At 53.4% G+C, this 16,589-nt stretch carries 15 protein-coding genes; 10 read left to right on the top strand and 5 right to left on the bottom strand.

Going from position 1 to position 16,589, the window contains the following annotated elements:
• The coding region (locus QMZ30_RS25165) for an ATP-binding protein (protein ID WP_502921501.1) at positions 1 to 720 on the top strand (720 nt) is incomplete at its 5' end.
• 79 nt (positions 721 to 799) lie between these two features.
• Positions 800 to 2,071 carry a Glu/Leu/Phe/Val family dehydrogenase gene (locus tag QMZ30_RS25160; RefSeq protein WP_283229332.1) on the top strand — a complete coding sequence of 424 codons (1,272 nt, stop codon included), beginning with the start codon at positions 800 to 802 and terminating at the stop codon, positions 2,069 to 2,071.
• 49 nt (positions 2,072 to 2,120) lie between these two features.
• On the opposite strand, the gene QMZ30_RS25155 is transcribed toward QMZ30_RS25160, so the two are convergent.
• Positions 2,121 to 3,200 (bottom strand): porin, encoded by a 1,080-nt coding sequence (locus QMZ30_RS25155; RefSeq protein ID WP_283229331.1) that lies wholly within the window; start codon positions 3,198 to 3,200, stop codon positions 2,121 to 2,123.
• A 486-nt stretch (positions 3,201 to 3,686) separates the two neighbouring features.
• Between QMZ30_RS25155 and nac the strand changes: the two genes are divergently transcribed.
• On the top strand, positions 3,687 to 4,601 hold the full coding sequence (gene nac, locus QMZ30_RS25150) for a nitrogen assimilation transcriptional regulator NAC (protein ID WP_039336755.1): 915 nt from the start codon (positions 3,687 to 3,689) through the stop codon (positions 4,599 to 4,601).
• A gap of 136 nt (positions 4,602 to 4,737) precedes the next feature.
• On the opposite strand, the gene QMZ30_RS25145 is transcribed toward nac, so the two are convergent.
• Positions 4,738 to 5,403, bottom strand: a complete 666-nt coding sequence (locus QMZ30_RS25145) for an SDR family NAD(P)-dependent oxidoreductase (RefSeq protein ID WP_283229330.1) — start codon at positions 5,401 to 5,403, stop codon at positions 4,738 to 4,740.
• A 362-nt stretch (positions 5,404 to 5,765) separates the two neighbouring features.
• Here QMZ30_RS25145 and QMZ30_RS25140 point away from each other — a divergent pair, with 362 nt between their 5' ends.
• From QMZ30_RS25140 to QMZ30_RS25125, 4 genes are read left to right on the top strand one after another with little or no spacing between them, the layout of a single operon-like run.
• On the top strand, positions 5,766 to 6,668 hold the full coding sequence (locus tag QMZ30_RS25140; RefSeq protein WP_039336741.1) for an ABC transporter permease: 903 nt from the start codon (positions 5,766 to 5,768) through the stop codon (positions 6,666 to 6,668).
• Positions 6,665 to 7,468, top strand: coding sequence for an ABC transporter permease (locus QMZ30_RS25135; protein WP_283229329.1), 804 nt, complete (start codon positions 6,665 to 6,667; stop codon positions 7,466 to 7,468). The genes QMZ30_RS25140 and QMZ30_RS25135 overlap by 4 nt, the downstream gene beginning before the upstream one ends.
• A 21-nt stretch (positions 7,469 to 7,489) precedes the next feature.
• Positions 7,490 to 8,554, top strand: a complete 1,065-nt coding sequence (locus tag QMZ30_RS25130) for an extracellular solute-binding protein (RefSeq protein ID WP_283229328.1) — start codon at positions 7,490 to 7,492, stop codon at positions 8,552 to 8,554.
• A 7-nt stretch (positions 8,555 to 8,561) separates the two neighbouring features.
• Positions 8,562 to 9,650: an ABC transporter ATP-binding protein gene (locus QMZ30_RS25125; protein ID WP_283229327.1), complete on the top strand. Its 1,089-nt coding sequence runs from the start codon at positions 8,562 to 8,564 to the stop codon at positions 9,648 to 9,650.
• Positions 9,651 to 9,665: 15 nt separating this feature from the next.
• Here the strand turns inward: QMZ30_RS25125 and QMZ30_RS25120 are convergent, their stop codons facing one another.
• Positions 9,666 to 10,340, bottom strand: a complete 675-nt coding sequence (locus tag QMZ30_RS25120; RefSeq protein ID WP_283229326.1) for a TetR/AcrR family transcriptional regulator — start codon at positions 10,338 to 10,340, stop codon at positions 9,666 to 9,668.
• A 79-nt stretch (positions 10,341 to 10,419) separates the two neighbouring features.
• Between QMZ30_RS25120 and QMZ30_RS25115 the strand changes: the two genes are divergently transcribed.
• Positions 10,420 to 11,934 (top strand): MDR family MFS transporter, encoded by a 1,515-nt coding sequence (locus tag QMZ30_RS25115; protein ID WP_283229325.1) that lies wholly within the window; start codon positions 10,420 to 10,422, stop codon positions 11,932 to 11,934.
• A gap of 36 nt (positions 11,935 to 11,970) precedes the next feature.
• On the opposite strand, the gene QMZ30_RS25110 is transcribed toward QMZ30_RS25115, so the two are convergent.
• Entirely contained in the window at positions 11,971 to 13,383 is a 1,413-nt protein-coding gene (locus QMZ30_RS25110; protein ID WP_283229324.1) for an amidohydrolase family protein, read from the bottom strand.
• A gap of 7 nt (positions 13,384 to 13,390) precedes the next feature.
• Positions 13,391 to 14,359 carry an ABC transporter substrate-binding protein gene (locus QMZ30_RS25105; protein ID WP_502921500.1) on the bottom strand — a complete coding sequence of 323 codons (969 nt, stop codon included), beginning with the start codon at positions 14,357 to 14,359 and terminating at the stop codon, positions 13,391 to 13,393.
• 484 nt (positions 14,360 to 14,843) lie between these two features.
• Between QMZ30_RS25105 and QMZ30_RS25100 the strand changes: the two genes are divergently transcribed.
• Positions 14,844 to 15,824, top strand: a complete 981-nt coding sequence (locus tag QMZ30_RS25100; RefSeq protein WP_283229323.1) for an isopenicillin N synthase family dioxygenase — start codon at positions 14,844 to 14,846, stop codon at positions 15,822 to 15,824.
• Positions 15,825 to 16,037: 213 nt separating this feature from the next.
• Positions 16,038 to 16,589: a C40 family peptidase gene (locus QMZ30_RS25095; RefSeq protein WP_283229322.1), complete on the top strand. Its 552-nt coding sequence runs from the start codon at positions 16,038 to 16,040 to the stop codon at positions 16,587 to 16,589.

The raw sequence follows: 16,589 nt of genomic DNA, 5'->3' as shown, positions 1-16,589 counted from the left end.
ATTGAAATTCAGGTGATGGCCGACGGTCAGGGCAACGCGATCTATCTGGCGGAACGTGACTGCTCAATGCAGCGTCGTCACCAGAAGGTAGTGGAAGAAGCGCCAGCGCCAGGCATCACGGCAGAGCTGCGTCGTAACATCGGCGAGCGCTGCGCAAAAGCCAGTGTGGATATCGGCTATCGCGGTGCAGGTACCTTCGAGTTCCTGTACGAAAACGGTGAGTTCTACTTCATCGAGATGAACACCCGTATTCAGGTTGAACATCCGGTGACCGAGATGATCACCGGCGTGGATCTGATCAAAGAGCAGCTGCGTATTGCTGCCGGTCAGCCGCTGTCGATCAAACAGGAAGACGTGGTGGTTCGCGGCCATGCGGTGGAATGCCGTATCAACGCCGAAGACCCGAACACCTTCCTGCCAAGTCCAGGCAAGATCACCCGTTTCCACGCGCCAGGCGGTTTTGGCGTGCGCTGGGAATCGCACATCTATGCCGGCTACAGCGTACCGCCGTATTACGATTCCATGATCGGTAAGTTGATCACCTACGGTGACACCCGTGAAGTAGCGATCGCGCGTATGAAGAATGCGCTGGCGGAGCTGATCATCGACGGTATCAAGACCAACGTCGAGCTGCAGATGAAAATCATGTCCGACGAACACTTCCAGCAGGGTGGCACTAACATCCACTATCTGGAGAAAAAACTCGGCCTGCAACACTGAGCATTTATTCACCACGGGCGGCCCGAGGGCCGCACCCTACATGATTCCAATACCTCATTCATAAAATCGGGAGGTCAGTTTGTCTGAACTTTCCTATGTGGCGGGCGACCGTCACTCCGCCTGGTCAACCTATTTGACCCAGGTCGAACGCGTATTGCCGCTCCTTGGCGATCTCAGTCGCTGGGCCGATACCTTAACCCATCCCAAACGCGCATTGATCGTTGATATACCGCTTGAAATGGATGACGGCACCGTGCGCCATTTCGAAGGGTATCGTGTCCAGCACAACTTATCCCGCGGACCGGGCAAGGGCGGGGTGCGATTCCATCCCGATGTCACGTTGCAGGAAGTGATGGCGCTCTCCGCATGGATGACGGTGAAATGCGCTGCACTCAATCTGCCTTTTGGCGGCGCGAAGGGCGGTGTGCGCGTGGATCCGACTCAGTTGTCACACAAAGAGCTGGAGCGGTTAACACGGCGTTACACCAGCGAAATTGGCAATATGATCGGCCCACAGCAGGATATTCCCGCGCCTGATGTCGGCACCAATGCACAGGTGATGGCATGGATGATGGACACTTGGTCAATGAATGTCGGGGCCACCACCACTGGCGTGGTAACGGGTAAGCCCGTGCATTTGGGTGGTTCGCTTGGGCGCGTGAAAGCCACCGGGCGCGGCGTGTTTGTCACCGGCTGTCGTGCGGCGGAAATGCTGGATATCGACGTAGTTCAAAGTCGCGTGGCGGTGCAGGGCTTTGGCAACGTGGGCAGCGTGAGTGCCGAGTTGTTCCATGCACAAGGTGCCAAAGTGGTGGTGGTGCAGGACCACAGCGCCACGCTCTATCTGCCTACGGGACTGGATATTCCCGCGCTGCAAGCCTGGCAACAGACACACGGCAGTATCAAAGGCTTCCCAGGTGCCGACCATATTGCTGATGAACACTTCTGGACGCAGCCCTACGATATTCTGGTACCGGCCGCGTTGGAGGGGCAGATCACGGCGGAAAGAGCCCGTCTGTTGCAATGTCGCTTGATCATCGAAGGCGCAAACGGCCCAACGCTGCCAGAAGCCGATGATGTGTTACAGCAACGCGGGATTGCGGTGGTGCCGGACGTGATTGCCAATGCGGGTGGCGTCACCGTCAGCTACTTCGAGTGGGTGCAGGACTTTTCCAGCTTCTTCTGGAGTGAAGAGGAGATCAATCAGCGGCTGGATAGCATTATGCAGAATGCCATTGATACCGTGTGGCATAAAGCAGAGGCGCTCGATGTGACGTTAAGAACGGCGGCTTATGCGCTGGCCTGTGAGCGCATTCTATTGGCCAGAAAGGATCGCGGTTTGTATCCGTGAAAAATGATGTGGTGAAATGAAAAGGCCAGCAAAGCTGGCCTTTTTGAGATCAGAATTGATACACCAGTCCCAGTGCGACCTGGTCATCGTTCGGCAAACCGAGCTTGTTGTTATCGTCGAGCAAGTTGATTTTATACACGACGAAGGTTTTCATGTTTTTGTTGAAGTAGTAGGTCAATCCAGGCTCAAGGAACTTCAGCAGATCTTCATTACCCACACCTTCCACATCTTTGGCTTTGGTTTGCACCCAGGCAATAGAAGGGCGGATGCCGTTCAGGAACTGGTATTGCAGTGTGGCTTCGAAGCTTTCGGTTTTATTGGCGAAGCCACTTTCACCGGTCAGGCTGTTGCTGATCGCGTAGGCGTTACGCGTCTGGCCATAGAAGGTACCAAAGTACCACTGGTTATCATCATATTTCGCGCCCACCGCCCAGCTCTCGCCACGTGCACCACGTCCATAAACGCCATCGGCATTCTGCGCGTTAGTGCGGTCCAGATTCGCGTAACCGCCGACGACGCTCACACCAAAGTCGGTGGCATAACCTAATGACGTTGCCCAACCGTCGCCGTTGGCTTTGCTGATGGCATCACGATCGTTTTTGCCCTGATACTGCACGCCAAAGCTCAGGCCATCCACCAATCCAAAGAAATCACGGTTACGATAAGTGGCAACGCCGGTAGAGCGACCGCGCAGGAAGCCATCCGCAGTGCCCGTTGCGCCACCAAATTCGGGCAGTACGTCCGTGTACGCGATGGCGTCATACACCAGACCGTAGTTACGACCGTAATCGAAGCTGCCGTATTGGCCGACTTTCACCCCCGCAAAACCCAGGCGGGTTTTGTTACCGCTCTGCGCATCACTGCCTTCGCTGTTATTGAGCTGCGCTTGATATTCCCACTGGCCGTAGCCTGTCATCAGGTCGTTGATTTGGGTCTGGCCTTTAAAACCAAAACGCATATAGGACTGATCGCCACCGAGGCTATCATTGCTCGAAATATAGTTTTCGCCTTGAACCTTGCCGTACAGATCCAACTTATTCCCATCTTTATTGTAAATTTCGGCAGCATGACTGAACGCAGATGCAAACAGTGCGCTGGCGATACACATTTTTAAACAAAGCTTCATCATTTATCCTCGTTATAGCATTTATCATCTTGTTGGTATAAACACCGCGTTCTATTTCACGCGCGATGGAAGGAATCAGGAAAAGATTCCGCTGGCTGTTAAGTTTGTCGAATGCACAATAATGCTCCGGCTGAAACAAGCCCTGGCAGCCAGCCAGCGGATGAAGCGCACACATCATGGGTAATACAGGTCGAAAAATTGGTGTCAGGTAGGGTGGTTTATTATTTTATGACAGCACTTACTGTGGCACGTTACGTTAACGAAATGTGCGAATTACCATAGAGCGAATAGTTCATTTCCCCATAAGATAATTTTGTTTTGGCTGGATACCATTTGCTTATTTCTTTGCGCGCTAATAATACAAGTCAATCCATATAAAACCCCTATCTGGTTAAAAGCATTCCTTCTTATAGAGAAGTAAACAATCTCGATATAGTCGTGATAGCCTGCGGCAAATTGAGTGTCGGCAGGATGATTGTGGCGGGAAATATGAATATCCGACGTCTGAAGTCTTTCATTACCATTGTCGATATGGGCAGCATCACGCGAGCGGCAGATGCCTTACACATTGCTCAACCGGCTTTAAGCCAGCAGTTGGTGGCGCTGGAGGAGCACTTTAAGCGGCAATTACTGATTCGCAGCCAGCAAGGTGTCGTGCCTACTGAAGCAGGTAAAGTGCTTTATGGGCATGCGCATGCCATGCTGCGTCAGTTCGCACAGGCCGAGGTGGATGTGCTGAGTGCGGGCCAGCGCTTGTCCGGAAGGGTGTCGGTGGGGTTGGCACCCTTTAGTGCGGCTTCGACATTACCGATGGCGCTGTTAAGTGAAATGCGGGTGAGGCATCCCGGTATTTTGCTGCACTTAGTGGAGAGCGTGGGGCAAGCCTATAGCGAACTGGTGGCCAATGGGCGGCTGGAGATGGCACTGCTACACGGTTGCGGTGGGGTAAAAGGATTGCACTATGAACCGCTGATGGAGGAGACGTTTTACTTCGTCGCGCATGCAGATTTTGATTTCGATGATGACGGCGGGCCGCTGCAGGTGACTCAGCTCAGTGCGCTCCCGATGTTGTTGCCCCCGTCCTATAACTTTGTTCGCCGTGCGATTGATGAGGCTTTTAGTCTGCATCATCAAAGCCTCAATATCGTCGGGGAGTTGGAGGCGGTGAAAAGTATTGCCCGCGCGGTGGATGCCGGCTTGGGCTGCACCATTATGCCGAAAGCGATAGCGGAGCGGATTCAGTCTGAATCGAGGGATGTGGTGATCCGTTCCATCAGTGGCCCCGAGATCAGTCAGACGCTGTCGTTGTGCGTGTCAGACCGCACGCCATTGTCAGAACCGGCAGCCGCGGTAAGGGAACTGCTGATCGAACTGACACAGAGTCTGGCACAGCCTGCGAGATAAGACGCGAGTGTCTCGGTGCGCATGAATGCGCACCCTACGAAAACCGCGCTCGATGGTCGAAGGGTCGTCATTTATGGCGACTAAATGGCGATTAACTGATCACTTTAGCCATCACGCCGCCCCGTAATGCATTCAGCTATAACATTGCCTCTTTACGGCAGTTAATCAGCAATTCGGCAACGGAAAGGTTATTCGGCAAACGCAGCAGCAACTCCACCATCTCGGCTAAATCTTCGGGTTGGGTCATCTCCTCGCGGGTGATTTCCGTTTCGCCCTGCGTCATATCCGTGGCGATATAACCGGGGCAGAGCGCAGTGGCGCGAACCCCCTCCGCCCAGCATTCTTGCCGTATACCATGCGTTAATGCCACCACGGCGAATTTGGTCATGGCATAGCCCACATTGCTGCCTACGCGTCGCCCGGCAAGTGAGGCGACATTGATGACTCGACCATTGCCTGCTTGCTGGAGATAAGGCAGCGCGGCTCGGCTTAACCGCAGCGGCCCTTTGACATTGATCTGCCACATGTCATCCAGCGCTTGCTCACCCTGATCCAAAACGCGCACGCGCGGGTTGATGCCGGCACAGTTAATTAATCCATCAATACGACCATAATTTGATACCGTCTCGGCAACCCAGGCTTCACCTGAGCCCCCTTGGGTCGCGTCGTAATGATGTACTGACAGATTCGCGCGCTTATCTATAGCTTCGGGGCGGCGAACGCCAGCACTGACCGTAAATCCTGCCGCTAATAGCTGCTTGGTAATGGCCAAACCGAGCCCGCGCGAGGCTCCAGAAACCATAATCACTCGTGAAGTTGGACTTAACATTTTAACCATCTCTTAATGTAGGGGAAATGATAAGCGTAGTGTTAATCCTTAATACGGGGCAAATAACGGATTGTTGGGATGACATATCGCAATCTGATTACTTTATTTAACTCTAATTATGTTCATAACCGGAGGAGATAGACGCATCGTGAAAATGTATTGGGTGTGCTGTAAATAATCATATTAACGTTTTGTGAGTCCGGTAATTATAAATATAACGCGTCATTTAATTTTCTTATATCTCAACGCGAAATTTCTTACTCTATATAGTTTTCTCTGATGTCGTCACGTCTGTGTTGTGGCGTTTTGCAAAATTTTGGTCTGGAGGAATTTCGATGACAGCCATTCCCACGCCGATACCCAGGGCGAAATCAACCTGGCGCTGGCAATCCCCCGCCATGTTGATTATTCCGTTACTGGCGTTTCAGCTCTTTTTCTTTTTTGCTCCAGCCGTAAAGTTGATGTTATTCAGTTTAATGACGCAATCAGCCGACGGGAATATTGGCGCGCCTTGGACATTCAGCCATTACTGGCACTTCTTCTCAGTGGCGTTATACAGCGATGTATTATGGAACACGCTGCGCATAAGTGTGATCACCTCATTAATTGCCGCTGTGTTGGCCTATCCCGTCGCCACCGTGCTGGTGCGCGGTCATGCGCTGGTGGCGCGCGTGCTGACATTGGTGATTATCGCGCCGCTGGCGGTCAGTGTGGTGGTGCGTGCTTATGGCTGGCAGCTGATTCTTAATAACGGTCCAACGGGCTTGCTCAACTATGTGCTGCTGCATCTCGGCATTATCGACCGACCCAATGCACTGATGTTCACCGAGTGGGCGGTGATCATCGCATCGCTACAGATTTTCTTTCCGATGATGGTGCTGCCGCTGGCTTCGGCTCTGGGGAAAATTGACCCCAATCTGCCGTTTGCCGCCCGAACCCTGGGCGCACCGCCATGGCAGGTCTTCTTTCGCATCATTTTTCCGCTCAGCCTGCCGGGACTGGTAGCGGGCATGACGTTGGTGTTCTCACTGGCAGCCGGTTCATACGTTATCCCGGCGCTGATTGGCGGACCGCGCGCGCAAATGCTGGGCAACCTGGCGGAACAGCAGATTGTCGCGGTGTATGACTGGCCATTTGGTGCCACCATCGCCGCCATTTTAGTGTTCATTGTCATCGCGGTTAACACGCTATCTATGAAACTGCTGAGCGGACGCCGTCTGCCAGGAGCCGCGAAATGAATGCGCGTTTACAGGGTTGGGGTGGGGCAGCACTCTATGCTTTCGCCGTCGCCATGATGGTGTTCATTCTGGCTCCGATTGTGCTGATCATCGTGATCTCCTTTTCAGAGGGATACTTTGTCAGTTTCCCTCCGACCGGTTTTACGCTGGAGTGGTACAGCAAAGTGCTGGGCAACAGTGAATTTACCGGCGCACTGCTTTTTAGCACGCTGTTGTCACTGGGTACCACGTTGCTGTCGCTGTTGCTGGGGATCCCTGCGGCGTTTGCGCTGGTACGTGGCAATCTGCCGTTTGCCGATCTGTGCAAAGGTCTGCTGCTGTCACCGCTGATCTTCCCGGTGTTGATCACCGGCCTCGCCTTACTGCAACTCTTTACCGGTTACGGCTGGAGCAACGCCAAACTCAATCTGCTGCTGGCCCACACTGTGGTGACCTCTCCTTATGTGGTGCGCACAGTCATCACCAGCCTCGAACTGGTTAATCCCAGCCTTGAAGAGGCGGCTCGCACCCTGGGTGCGACGCGCTGGGCTACCTTCCGGCAGGTGATTTTGCCGCAGATTGTTCCCGGCGTGATGTCCGGTGCCATCTTCTGCTTCATGGTCTCTTTCGATAACTATCCCGTTTCGATGTGGTTGGCTGACTCGGAAAACACCCCGGTGCCGGTGGTGTTATATCGCCAGATCGGCACGGTGTTTGATCCGTCTGTTGCCACCATGTCGACGGTGATTATTTTGCTCGCCACCGTTGTGGTGGTGGTACTGGAAAAATTAGTTGGCCTGCGCCGTGCGATGGCCGCATAACTTCACACCAGAGGATGTTCTATGACTGCTATGAAACGCCGTACCTTTATTAAAGCGGTGGCAGGCGCCGCGTTGCTGCCTTATATCCAGGTGAAAGCCAATGCTGCGGATCGTGTTTTGCAGGTGGGCGTCTACAACTCGGCGCAAGGTGCGTTGATCAAACAGAAAGTGCTGCCGGACTTCGAGAAAGAGCACAACTGTAAGGTGCTGACCACGGAGGGAGCGACGCTGGCCAACATCGCGGCGCTGCGAGCGACCAAGGCTAAACCGGTGTTCAGCGTAATGTCGATGGATGATATCGGTGTGCCGCAGGCCAAAGCGGAGAATTTGATTGAAGCACTGCCCGCAGAAGGCATTCCGAACCTGAAAAATGTGTTCGATCGTTATCTGTTGAGCGATCGCTATGGTGTCGGTTTTTCGGTCTCCATGGCGGGTTTGTTTATCAATCCACAGGTGAGCAAACCGATTGAGAGCTACAACGAAATCTTTACGCCGAAGTATGCGCATCAAATGATTCTCAACACGCCTAAAAATACCCAAAGCATTCTGATGTTGATTGTCGCCGCAGCGTTGGCCACCGGCAAACCGTTGCAGGAAGCGCAGTATGAAATCGATAAAGGCTGGGACAAACTCGCCGAACTCAAAAATAACGTCATGACCGTGTATGACGGCGAAGCGCAGGTGATGATGGTGGCGCAGGGCCAGGCGATGGTCGGTGGAATTGAATATTCCAAAGCCATCTATCCCCATACTATAAAAGGCATTCCGCTCGACATGACCTTCCCAAAAGAGGGGGCTTTTACCGGCATCAACGGTCTGGCATTAGTCAAAGGCGCGCCACAGCGAGAACTGGGGCTGGCGTGGATTAACCGCTTGCTGGATGCTGATGTGCAGAAGATGCTGGCCGAAGTGACGCTCAGCGCTCCCACGGTGCGGGGCATCAATTTTGATGAGGCGACACTGAAGTATCTCGCCTATCCGGAAGAGAAAATGCAGCAGCTGAACCTGTTTACACCGGACTGGACTTACATCATTCCACGTCGCGCTGAGTTGTTAGAGCGCTACAATCAAACTTTTAACGCCTGAGGTCACGATGCAGCGATCTTATGAAGTGCGCCTTGATCATCTTAGCAAGCATTACGGCAAAACCGTCGCGGTGGAAGATGTCTCGTTGACCGTGCACGCCGGGGAGATCCTGGCGTTGCTGGGCCCCAGTGGCTGTGGCAAAACCACTTGCCTCCGCATGGTGGCGGGTTTGGTGACACCGACTTCGGGAGACATTCTGGTGGGTGGTCGTTCGGTGCTGGAAACCGCCGTACATCGCCGTAATATTGGCCTGCTGTTCCAGAACTATGCGTTGTTTCCACACATGACCGTGGCGGAGAATGTCGCCTTTGGTCTGAAAATGCGCGGACAGTCGCGCAGTGAATACAGCGACCGCGTCAACAAAGCATTGGATATGGTGCAGTTAAAAAGCTATAGCGACCGTTTACCGGCGCAGCTTTCCGGTGGTCAGCAGCAACGTGTCTCTTTGGCGCGAGCACTGGTGATCGAACCGGATATGCTACTGCTGGATGAGCCTTTAGGTGCGCTGGATAAAAGTCTGCGCGAGAGTATGCAGCTGGAGATCCGCCAGTTGCAGCAGCGCCTTGGACTGACGACCATTATGGTGACGCACGATCAGGATGAAGCGCTGACGATGGCGGATCAGATTGCGGTGATGCAGGGCGGAAAACTGGAACAGGTGGCGAGCGCCACGCAGATCTACCAAAAACCGGCCACGGCGTTTGTCGCGGGCTTTATCGGTGCGTCGAATTTTCTCTCGGCTCAGGTTATTCAGCACAACGGGGGACGCAGCGAGTTGCAAACCGAGGGCGGTGTGCGGCTGCTGGTGGACGGCGAGTTGCAGGGGAAAGCCACGGTGACTGTGCGGCCTGAGGCGGTGCGGTTATCGCCGCTGGACCGTCCGCTGGATGCCGCCACCTGCAACGCCACGGCGGCGGAAGTCACGCAGGTAGTGTATCGCGGCTTTATGCTGCACTACAACCTGCGGTTGCCAAACGGTGACACCTTGATGGCCTGGAAGCAGACGCAGGGCGAAGCGGAGCCGATGAGTTTTGCGCCAGGCGATCGCGTACTGGCGCAGTGGGCCAGCGAGAGCAATCATGTGGTGTATGGCTAACCTGCCAGGTTGCGGTCATTGGCTCGATTTGAGGGGGCCAATACCGTGACAGAACAGACTCAACGTATGTTGCACAATGAGGTCCGGGTTATAGCCCGGCTCATTGGCAAAGCGTGAGAAGGGCACTAACACCATACTGAGGATCGAGGTCATCAACAGCTGCGGTTCAAGGTCGGGATTGAGCAGACCCTGCTGCTGCCAGCCTTCAATCAAATCTTTCACTCTGTCGCGCTCGGCATGGCCAAAGCGCGATTTGATATGCTGCCCTAATCCGCCTTGGCCTTGCGTCACTTCCTGCATCCATAACGGCCCAAACCAGCTGTGAGTGGCAATAATGTCTGCGACTTCCCGAATAAAGGCGCTAAAAGTGGTGACAGGGTCACGTGCGTCAGGCCCAAAGTGGGCGACCAGACGTTGACGCAACGGCAAGAAACGCTCCTCTACCACCACATCCAGTAATGACTCGCGTGACTGAAAATAGTAATTAAGCATCGCCGGGCTGACGCCAGCCTTGCGGGCAATCGCGTTGAGTGACGTCTCGCCAATGCCGTTTTCAGCATAGAGTGCCAACGTGATATCTAGCAGATGTTCACGCTGCTGCGCATTGATCGCGCCGCCGCGCGGGCGACCAGGACGGCGAGGTTTAGTCGCGGTGGTCTTTTCGTCAGCTGGGACTTTTCGTGCGGTCATTTTTGCTCGCTCACTTGTTTCATGTCAGACTTCGATCAATATTAATTGTGTATTTAATTAATTTCAATTGGTGTCTGATATGAAACCTGAAACACTGGCGCCGCAATCGGGCAGCGGGGAAGAGAGTCCTCCTTCCGTCCGCTTGCTGATGGGCGCTCTGATGCTGGTGATGTTGCTCTCCGCACTTGACCAGACCATCGTCTCTACCGCGTTACCGACCATCGTCGGTGAGCTGGGCGGTCTGGATCGCCTGTCGTGGATTGTCACCGCCTATATGCTGGCATCAACGATTGTGGTGCCGCTGTATGGCAAATTTGGCGATCTGTTTGGGCGCAAAACGGTGCTGCAAATCTCCGTGGTGCTGTTCCTGGTCGGCTCGGCGCTGTGTGGGTTGGCGCAAAATATGGAGCAGCTGATTTTCACGCGCGCACTGCAAGGTCTCGGCGGCGGTGGGCTGATGGTAGTCAGCATGGCGGCGGTGGCGGATATCATCCCGCCTGCCGACCGCGGTAAATACCAAGGGCTGTTTGGTGGGGTATTTGGCCTCGCAACAGTGATTGGTCCGTTGCTCGGTGGCTTTATCGTGCAGCACGCATCCTGGCGTTGGATTTTCTACATCAACTTGCCGTTAGGGCTGTTTGCCTTGCTGGTAATCAATGCAGTGTTCAAAGCGGATAATAAACGTAAACCGCACGAAATTGATTACCCTGGTGCCGTTTGCCTCAGCCTGGCGCTGGTGGGTATTACGTTGTTTACCAGCGAGGGCGGTACGCTGCGTGCGTGGAGCGATCCGCAATTATGGTGCATCCTGGCGTTTGGTTTGGTGGGCGTGATTGGTTTTATCTACGAAGAGCGCCGCGCCTGGGAGCCGATCATCCCGCTGACGTTATTCCGCAACCGCAGCTTTTCTCTTTCCAGCTTAATGGCGTTTATTGTGGGTATGTCGCTGTTTGGCAGCGTGACCTTCCTGCCGCTCTATTTGCAGGTTGTGAAAGGATCCACGCCCACCGAGGCCGGGCTGCAACTGCTGCCGTTGATGGGCGGTTTGCTGGTGACCTCGATTATTAGTGGCCGTATTATCAGTCGCACCGGGCGCTATCGTCTGTTCCCGATCGGCGGTACGTTGCTGGCGACCATCGGGATGGTATTGATGACCACACTGACGCTGGATTCACCGCTGTGGCAGATTTATCTCTACGCCGCTGTGCTCGGCATGGGCATGGGTATGGTGATGCAGGTATTGGTGCTGGCGGTGCAGAATAGCGTGGCACCCGACAGCATTGGTGTGGCGACGTCGTCGGTGACGTTGTTCCGTTCCGTCGGCGGCTCGATGGGCGTGGCACTGTTTGGTGCGATGTTCAGCCACGTCCTCAAGTCGGGGCTGACGACGCTGGTGGAGAAGGGCGATGTGTTGCCCACCTCACTGGATCCCAATGCGGTGCATCATTTACCGCCAGATGTGCAGCACGCTTATTTGCAGGTGTTTAGCGAAGCGGTGCATGCGGCATTCCAGATGGCGGCAGGAGTGATGGCGCTGGCATTTATCCTGTCGCTGTTCCTGCCTGAGTCACCGTTACGCAGTAAGCGCGCATAAACGTATACAGGCGCACATCAGTGCGCCTCCTCTTGCCTAGCCGGCGCGCTGTTGCAAAGTACGCACCGCTTGATTTGCGGCATGAGCTAACTCTGCCAAATCAACGCTGGGGATCGCATCTTCCTCAACGATAATTGCGCCATTGCAGATTAAGGCTTTCAGGCTGGCGCGGCCGCCACAGGCCACGGGCCCAATCGCACTGTCATGCAAACCGAAATAGCGTGGATCATCAAGTCGATAGATCGCCATATCCGCGGCGTAACCAGGGGCTATGACACCCGTTTTTATATCCAAAATCTGCGCGCCGCCTGCCGTGCCCCAACGGATAATCTCTTCAACCGTAACCGCATCACCACCGCCCTCGAAGGTGCCCCCCTTATAGCGCGGCTGAGCCAACATCCCTTTTCGCACACGTTGAAGCTGCCAGGCAGCATGTGCTTCACTTTGCATATCCGCTGCTTCGTTTGAGGCTGCGCCATCAACACCGATAGAGATTTTCACTCCCGCGTGCTGCAGTGCTACCACGTCAGCGATACCGCTACCAAGGCGTGCATTGCTTTGCGGACAGTGTGCAATGCCACTGCCAGCCGCTCCCAGTAACTGAATCTCCTCAGGCAGCAATTTCACCAAATGTGCAAACCAGACATCGCTGCCTATCCAGTCGTGTTCCGCGCAGAATTGCAGTGGAGACATGCCAAATTTGGCTTTGGCAGCATCAAGATAATCGACGGTTTCAGACAAATGGCTGTGTAAGCGAATCCCGAGCTGTCGCGCTAAACGAGCACTTTCTCGTAACTCTTGTGGCGTAGTGGAATGCAGTGTGGTGGTAGGGGCCATCGCCACGCGGCGCAAGGCAAAAGGATCTCGCTGGTGATACTGCATCACCAACCGCTCGACATCACACATTATCGCGTCGAATGACTCCGGTTGAAGCGCGCGGGCTGTCGTGCTTTCAAGCCCCCGGCTCTGGGTTGCGCCGCCACGGCATAGCACAAAGCGGACGCCCAACTTCTCAGCTTCATCGAACAGAATGGCTGCGCCATCAAATGGCATATCTGGCCAATAGAGATAGTGATGGTCGGCAATGGTTGTACAACCGGATCTCACTAATTCAACCAGCCCGATGCGCGCAGCCAACCGGAAAATGTGCTCATCAAAGGCACCGCGAAAACGGTAAGGCGTTGCGGCCAACCAGCCGCCCAGGCTGAGATTCAATCCTTGTGGTTCGCCTTTAAGCAGTGACTGGAATAAATGATGATGGGTATTCACCCAACCCGGATAGATAACACAATCTCGCGCATCAATCTGGGTTTCATCCGGCTGAGGTAGCAGATCCCCCATTTCAACAATCAGACCACCACGAATGCGAATCGCAGCCGCATCACTGCGAGGCTGCTTTGCATCGCCAGTAATGATTGACGAGCAATTTTTAATCAGTATCGCTGTCATGATTTCCTCACAGACTGGCTGGCGCAGTAAATTGAGTGGTGAAGGCGTTTTGCCAGGGGGTATCGGCCTTTAACAGACCGGCATTCACCATAAAGTCGCGCGTTGCCAGCCAGCGCTGTTGCGTCATCACGCCGATGCCCTGTTTGGTCGCGTCCCCTCCTTCAATCAGGTGCAGTGACTTCATCTGCGTCACGCCAAAGGCGAGAATGGCATCGGTCATTTGCGGATTCTCTTTCTTAATTAGCGCATTACCGGCAGCGGGATTGATTAAATAGGATTTCCAGCCCTCCATAGAAGCCGCCACAAAACGTTTCATGACATCGGGTTTTTGCTGCAGCACATCATCGCGCGTCACCAGGATTCCGCCATAAGCCGGGTAGCCATAATCGGCAAAAAGATAAAAACGGCTATCAGGTTGTGCAGCCTGAATTTGCTGAACTTCGGAGGTGGCATACGCCTGCTGCGCGGTATTTTTATCAGCAAGGAAGGGCTGCATATTGAAAGTGTAAGGCCGAGCTTGTCCGTCGCTGAGCTGGTATTTGCCTCTCAACCATGGCCACCAACTGGCTTGCCCACTGGCTGATACCAATACCGTTTTTCCTTTTAGCTCTGACAAGGATTTCACATCACCGTGCGTCATGATCCCTTGTGGATCAAACTGGAAAGGCGCGGCGATGGCTTTGAGTGGAAAGTGACGTTCAATGCCCTGCAGCACTTGCAGGTCATAGCTGATAATCACATCCGCGCGATTCGCTAACAGCAGCGTCATGTTGTTCAGTTGTGGTCCGCCAGCACGAACCTCAACATCCAGCCCATATTTTTTATAGATGCCCGTGGCAACGGCTTGGTAATAACCGCCTTGTTCAGCTTGAGCGACCCATGTGGTTTGCAAGACCAGTTTATCAGCCGCCTGGGTGACGGTGGACGTGGCGAACAGCGCGGAGCAAAGGACATAACGGAAAGGCGACATTGTCATAATAACCCCCAATCAACGTGAGATTTATCTTCGTTATCAGGGGACGGTCAATGACATACTCGCGATGCAGTGCACCGCCCCCGAACGAGGTACAGCCGAAGCTGTAGAGCAATGTCCTGCATGACAAAGAGACATGCTGACCGCTTATACTCTAAAAAGGGTAAAGCAAGGTCTGTGCCATGCTATATCTTATTGATTTATAGTTACTTAAGTGTTTTGGGTTAATAACTGTTGTTCAGTTGTGAAGCAAATGTTTCTCATCTGCACCTTAATGGTGCTGGTCATAAAATGCGTTACGGCCAACTAACTGATTTATAATCAATTTTAAAAATGGCATAAAGCTTGCTGTGATGAAAGGGAGTAGAAGCTGTCAGCCGTGGTCATTCCCGGTGGGTCATTGCTCGATCGCCCAGCAATCAGGGCGCGGGGGTGGCTTGCCTGAGTAGGGCGGTCATCCGTTATGACTGAATAACGAGGTGCACCAATGGAAAACAACACGTCTTATGGTCTGCATGAATTAGCCAAAGAATCCCGCATGGGCGCGCGCGGTATCGAAGCTCAGCGTGATGTCCGTATTATTGACCTCAGTGATTTTGACCGGCGCATGCCTGTAATTGCTGAGCAGCTATGGCAAGCCGCAACCGAAATTGGCTTCTTCCAGGTCAGTGGTCATGGCATTCCTGTAGAGGATATCAACGCCGCCTTTGCCAACGCGGAACGGTTCTTTGCCCTGCCTCAGAGTGAAAAAGCACGTCACCCATTGCGCCGAAATGCGGGCTGGGAATATCGAGCACAGATTCGTCCCTCTACGGGTAAACCCGATCAAAAAGAGTCGTATCAAATTACCCGTCCGCGAATGGCAGAGCTGTGGCCAGAGGAACAGACATTGCCCGGTTTTCAGGCTGGCGTGTTGACCTTCGAGCAGCAGTGCTGGCAGGTAGGTATGAAGCTCCTGTCTTGCTTCGCCTTCAAATTAGGTTTCCCTCTCGATTTCTTCACTCACGCGCATGATCCTTCACGTGAGACGTACCAAAGTACCCTGCGTATGTTGCACTATTTTGCCATCAGTGGTGAACCTGATGGCCCATGGCGGGCGGGTGCTCACACCGATTTTGATTGTCTCACCTTGCTGTTCCAACGTGATGGGCAGGGGGGCTTGCAGGTTTGCCCAGGTAAAGAGATGGATGAACAAGTCTGGACGCCGATTGAACCGCTAGAGGGGCTGATTACCTGCAATATCGGCGACATGTTAATGCGATGGAGCGATGATAAATTACCGTCTAATTTCCATCGCGTCAGCAATCCGCTGCCGGGAGAGTCAGTTCCTGCACGCTATAGCCTGGCTTTTTTCTGTCAGGCGAATGAGGATGTGATTATTGAAGGGCCGGAGAAAAAGTATCCAGCCATTTCGGCTAAGGATTACCTGGCACAACGCATCAGCGCGAACTTCTCTGGGAAATATTAACCAGCGGCAGTGTGCAGAAGGAGAAATAACCTTCTGCACACGCTTTAATCATCACTCGAATAGTTTTTAACCCAAATACAATATGTTACCTCAGCGTAAACTTAGGTAAAAAAGAAGGGGATTAAAAGAATTCAGCGTCGAGCTATTTATTTCTGCAACTTTTTTGCGGTATAAGTCTCTAACCACTGTCTCCCTCAGCGAAAACGTCATCTCATGATCAACTCTGCGGCCAGCAAGATTATCGCCTGCCTGTTCTTATTTACCCTGGCAGGATGTTCATCTAAATCGTCTCATTCTCCGGCGGATGAAAGCGTTGACACCTCAGCCGATGGTGTCAAGCAACCGGATTTAATCCCCGTGATAGCCGCATTGCACGATCAAATGCACTCATGGGAAGGCACCAAATACCAGTGGGGCGGAACGCAATTAACGGGGGTGGATTGCTCGGGATTTGTCTGGCGCACGTTAAAAGATCGTTTCAATATTCCGATGGATCGTGTCACCACTAAAGAATTAATCGCCATGGGTCAGCCAGTCGATCAGTCACATCTGCAACCCGGTGATTTAGTGTTCTTTCGTATCAAACATGAGTTACACGTCGGCTTTTATGACACCGATCATCAATTCCTCCACGCTTCGGTTAGCCAGGGCGTGATGCGGTCATCTCTGAATAATCCGTACTGGAAATCGGTTTATTTAGAGGCGCGGCGTTTACCGCGCGAGCAGAATTCGCAGATCAGCTTTAATTATAAAAATAAGGTCTGA

The sequence above is a fragment of the Pantoea sp. EA-12 genome, assembly GCF_030053355.1.
Taxonomy (GTDB): domain Bacteria; phylum Pseudomonadota; class Gammaproteobacteria; order Enterobacterales; family Enterobacteriaceae; genus Pantoea; species Pantoea vagans_C.
The sequence above is the reverse complement of the archived record's forward strand: the minus strand, read 5'-3'. Positions and strand labels throughout refer to the sequence as shown.

Coding starts and splice junctions, on each gene's coding strand:
- QMZ30_RS25155 (WP_283229331.1), bottom strand. CDS start 3,200: ATGATGAAGCTTTGTTTAAAAATGTGTATCGCCAGCGCACTGTTTGCA.
- nac (WP_039336755.1), top strand. CDS start 3,687: ATGAATATCCGACGTCTGAAGTCTTTCATTACCATTGTCGATATGGGC.
- QMZ30_RS25145 (WP_283229330.1), bottom strand. CDS start 5,403: ATGGTTTCTGGAGCCTCGCGCGGGCTCGGTTTGGCCATTACCAAGCAG.
- QMZ30_RS25140 (WP_039336741.1), top strand. CDS start 5,766: ATGACAGCCATTCCCACGCCGATACCCAGGGCGAAATCAACCTGGCGC.
- QMZ30_RS25135 (WP_283229329.1), top strand. CDS start 6,665: ATGAATGCGCGTTTACAGGGTTGGGGTGGGGCAGCACTCTATGCTTTC.
- QMZ30_RS25130 (WP_283229328.1), top strand. CDS start 7,490: ATGACTGCTATGAAACGCCGTACCTTTATTAAAGCGGTGGCAGGCGCC.
- QMZ30_RS25125 (WP_283229327.1), top strand. CDS start 8,562: ATGCAGCGATCTTATGAAGTGCGCCTTGATCATCTTAGCAAGCATTAC.
- QMZ30_RS25120 (WP_283229326.1), bottom strand. CDS start 10,340: ATGACCGCACGAAAAGTCCCAGCTGACGAAAAGACCACCGCGACTAAA.
- QMZ30_RS25115 (WP_283229325.1), top strand. CDS start 10,420: ATGAAACCTGAAACACTGGCGCCGCAATCGGGCAGCGGGGAAGAGAGT.
- QMZ30_RS25110 (WP_283229324.1), bottom strand. CDS start 13,383: ATGACAGCGATACTGATTAAAAATTGCTCGTCAATCATTACTGGCGAT.
- QMZ30_RS25105 (WP_502921500.1), bottom strand. CDS start 14,359: ATGACAATGTCGCCTTTCCGTTATGTCCTTTGCTCCGCGCTGTTCGCC.
- QMZ30_RS25100 (WP_283229323.1), top strand. CDS start 14,844: ATGGAAAACAACACGTCTTATGGTCTGCATGAATTAGCCAAAGAATCC.
- QMZ30_RS25095 (WP_283229322.1), top strand. CDS start 16,038: ATGATCAACTCTGCGGCCAGCAAGATTATCGCCTGCCTGTTCTTATTT.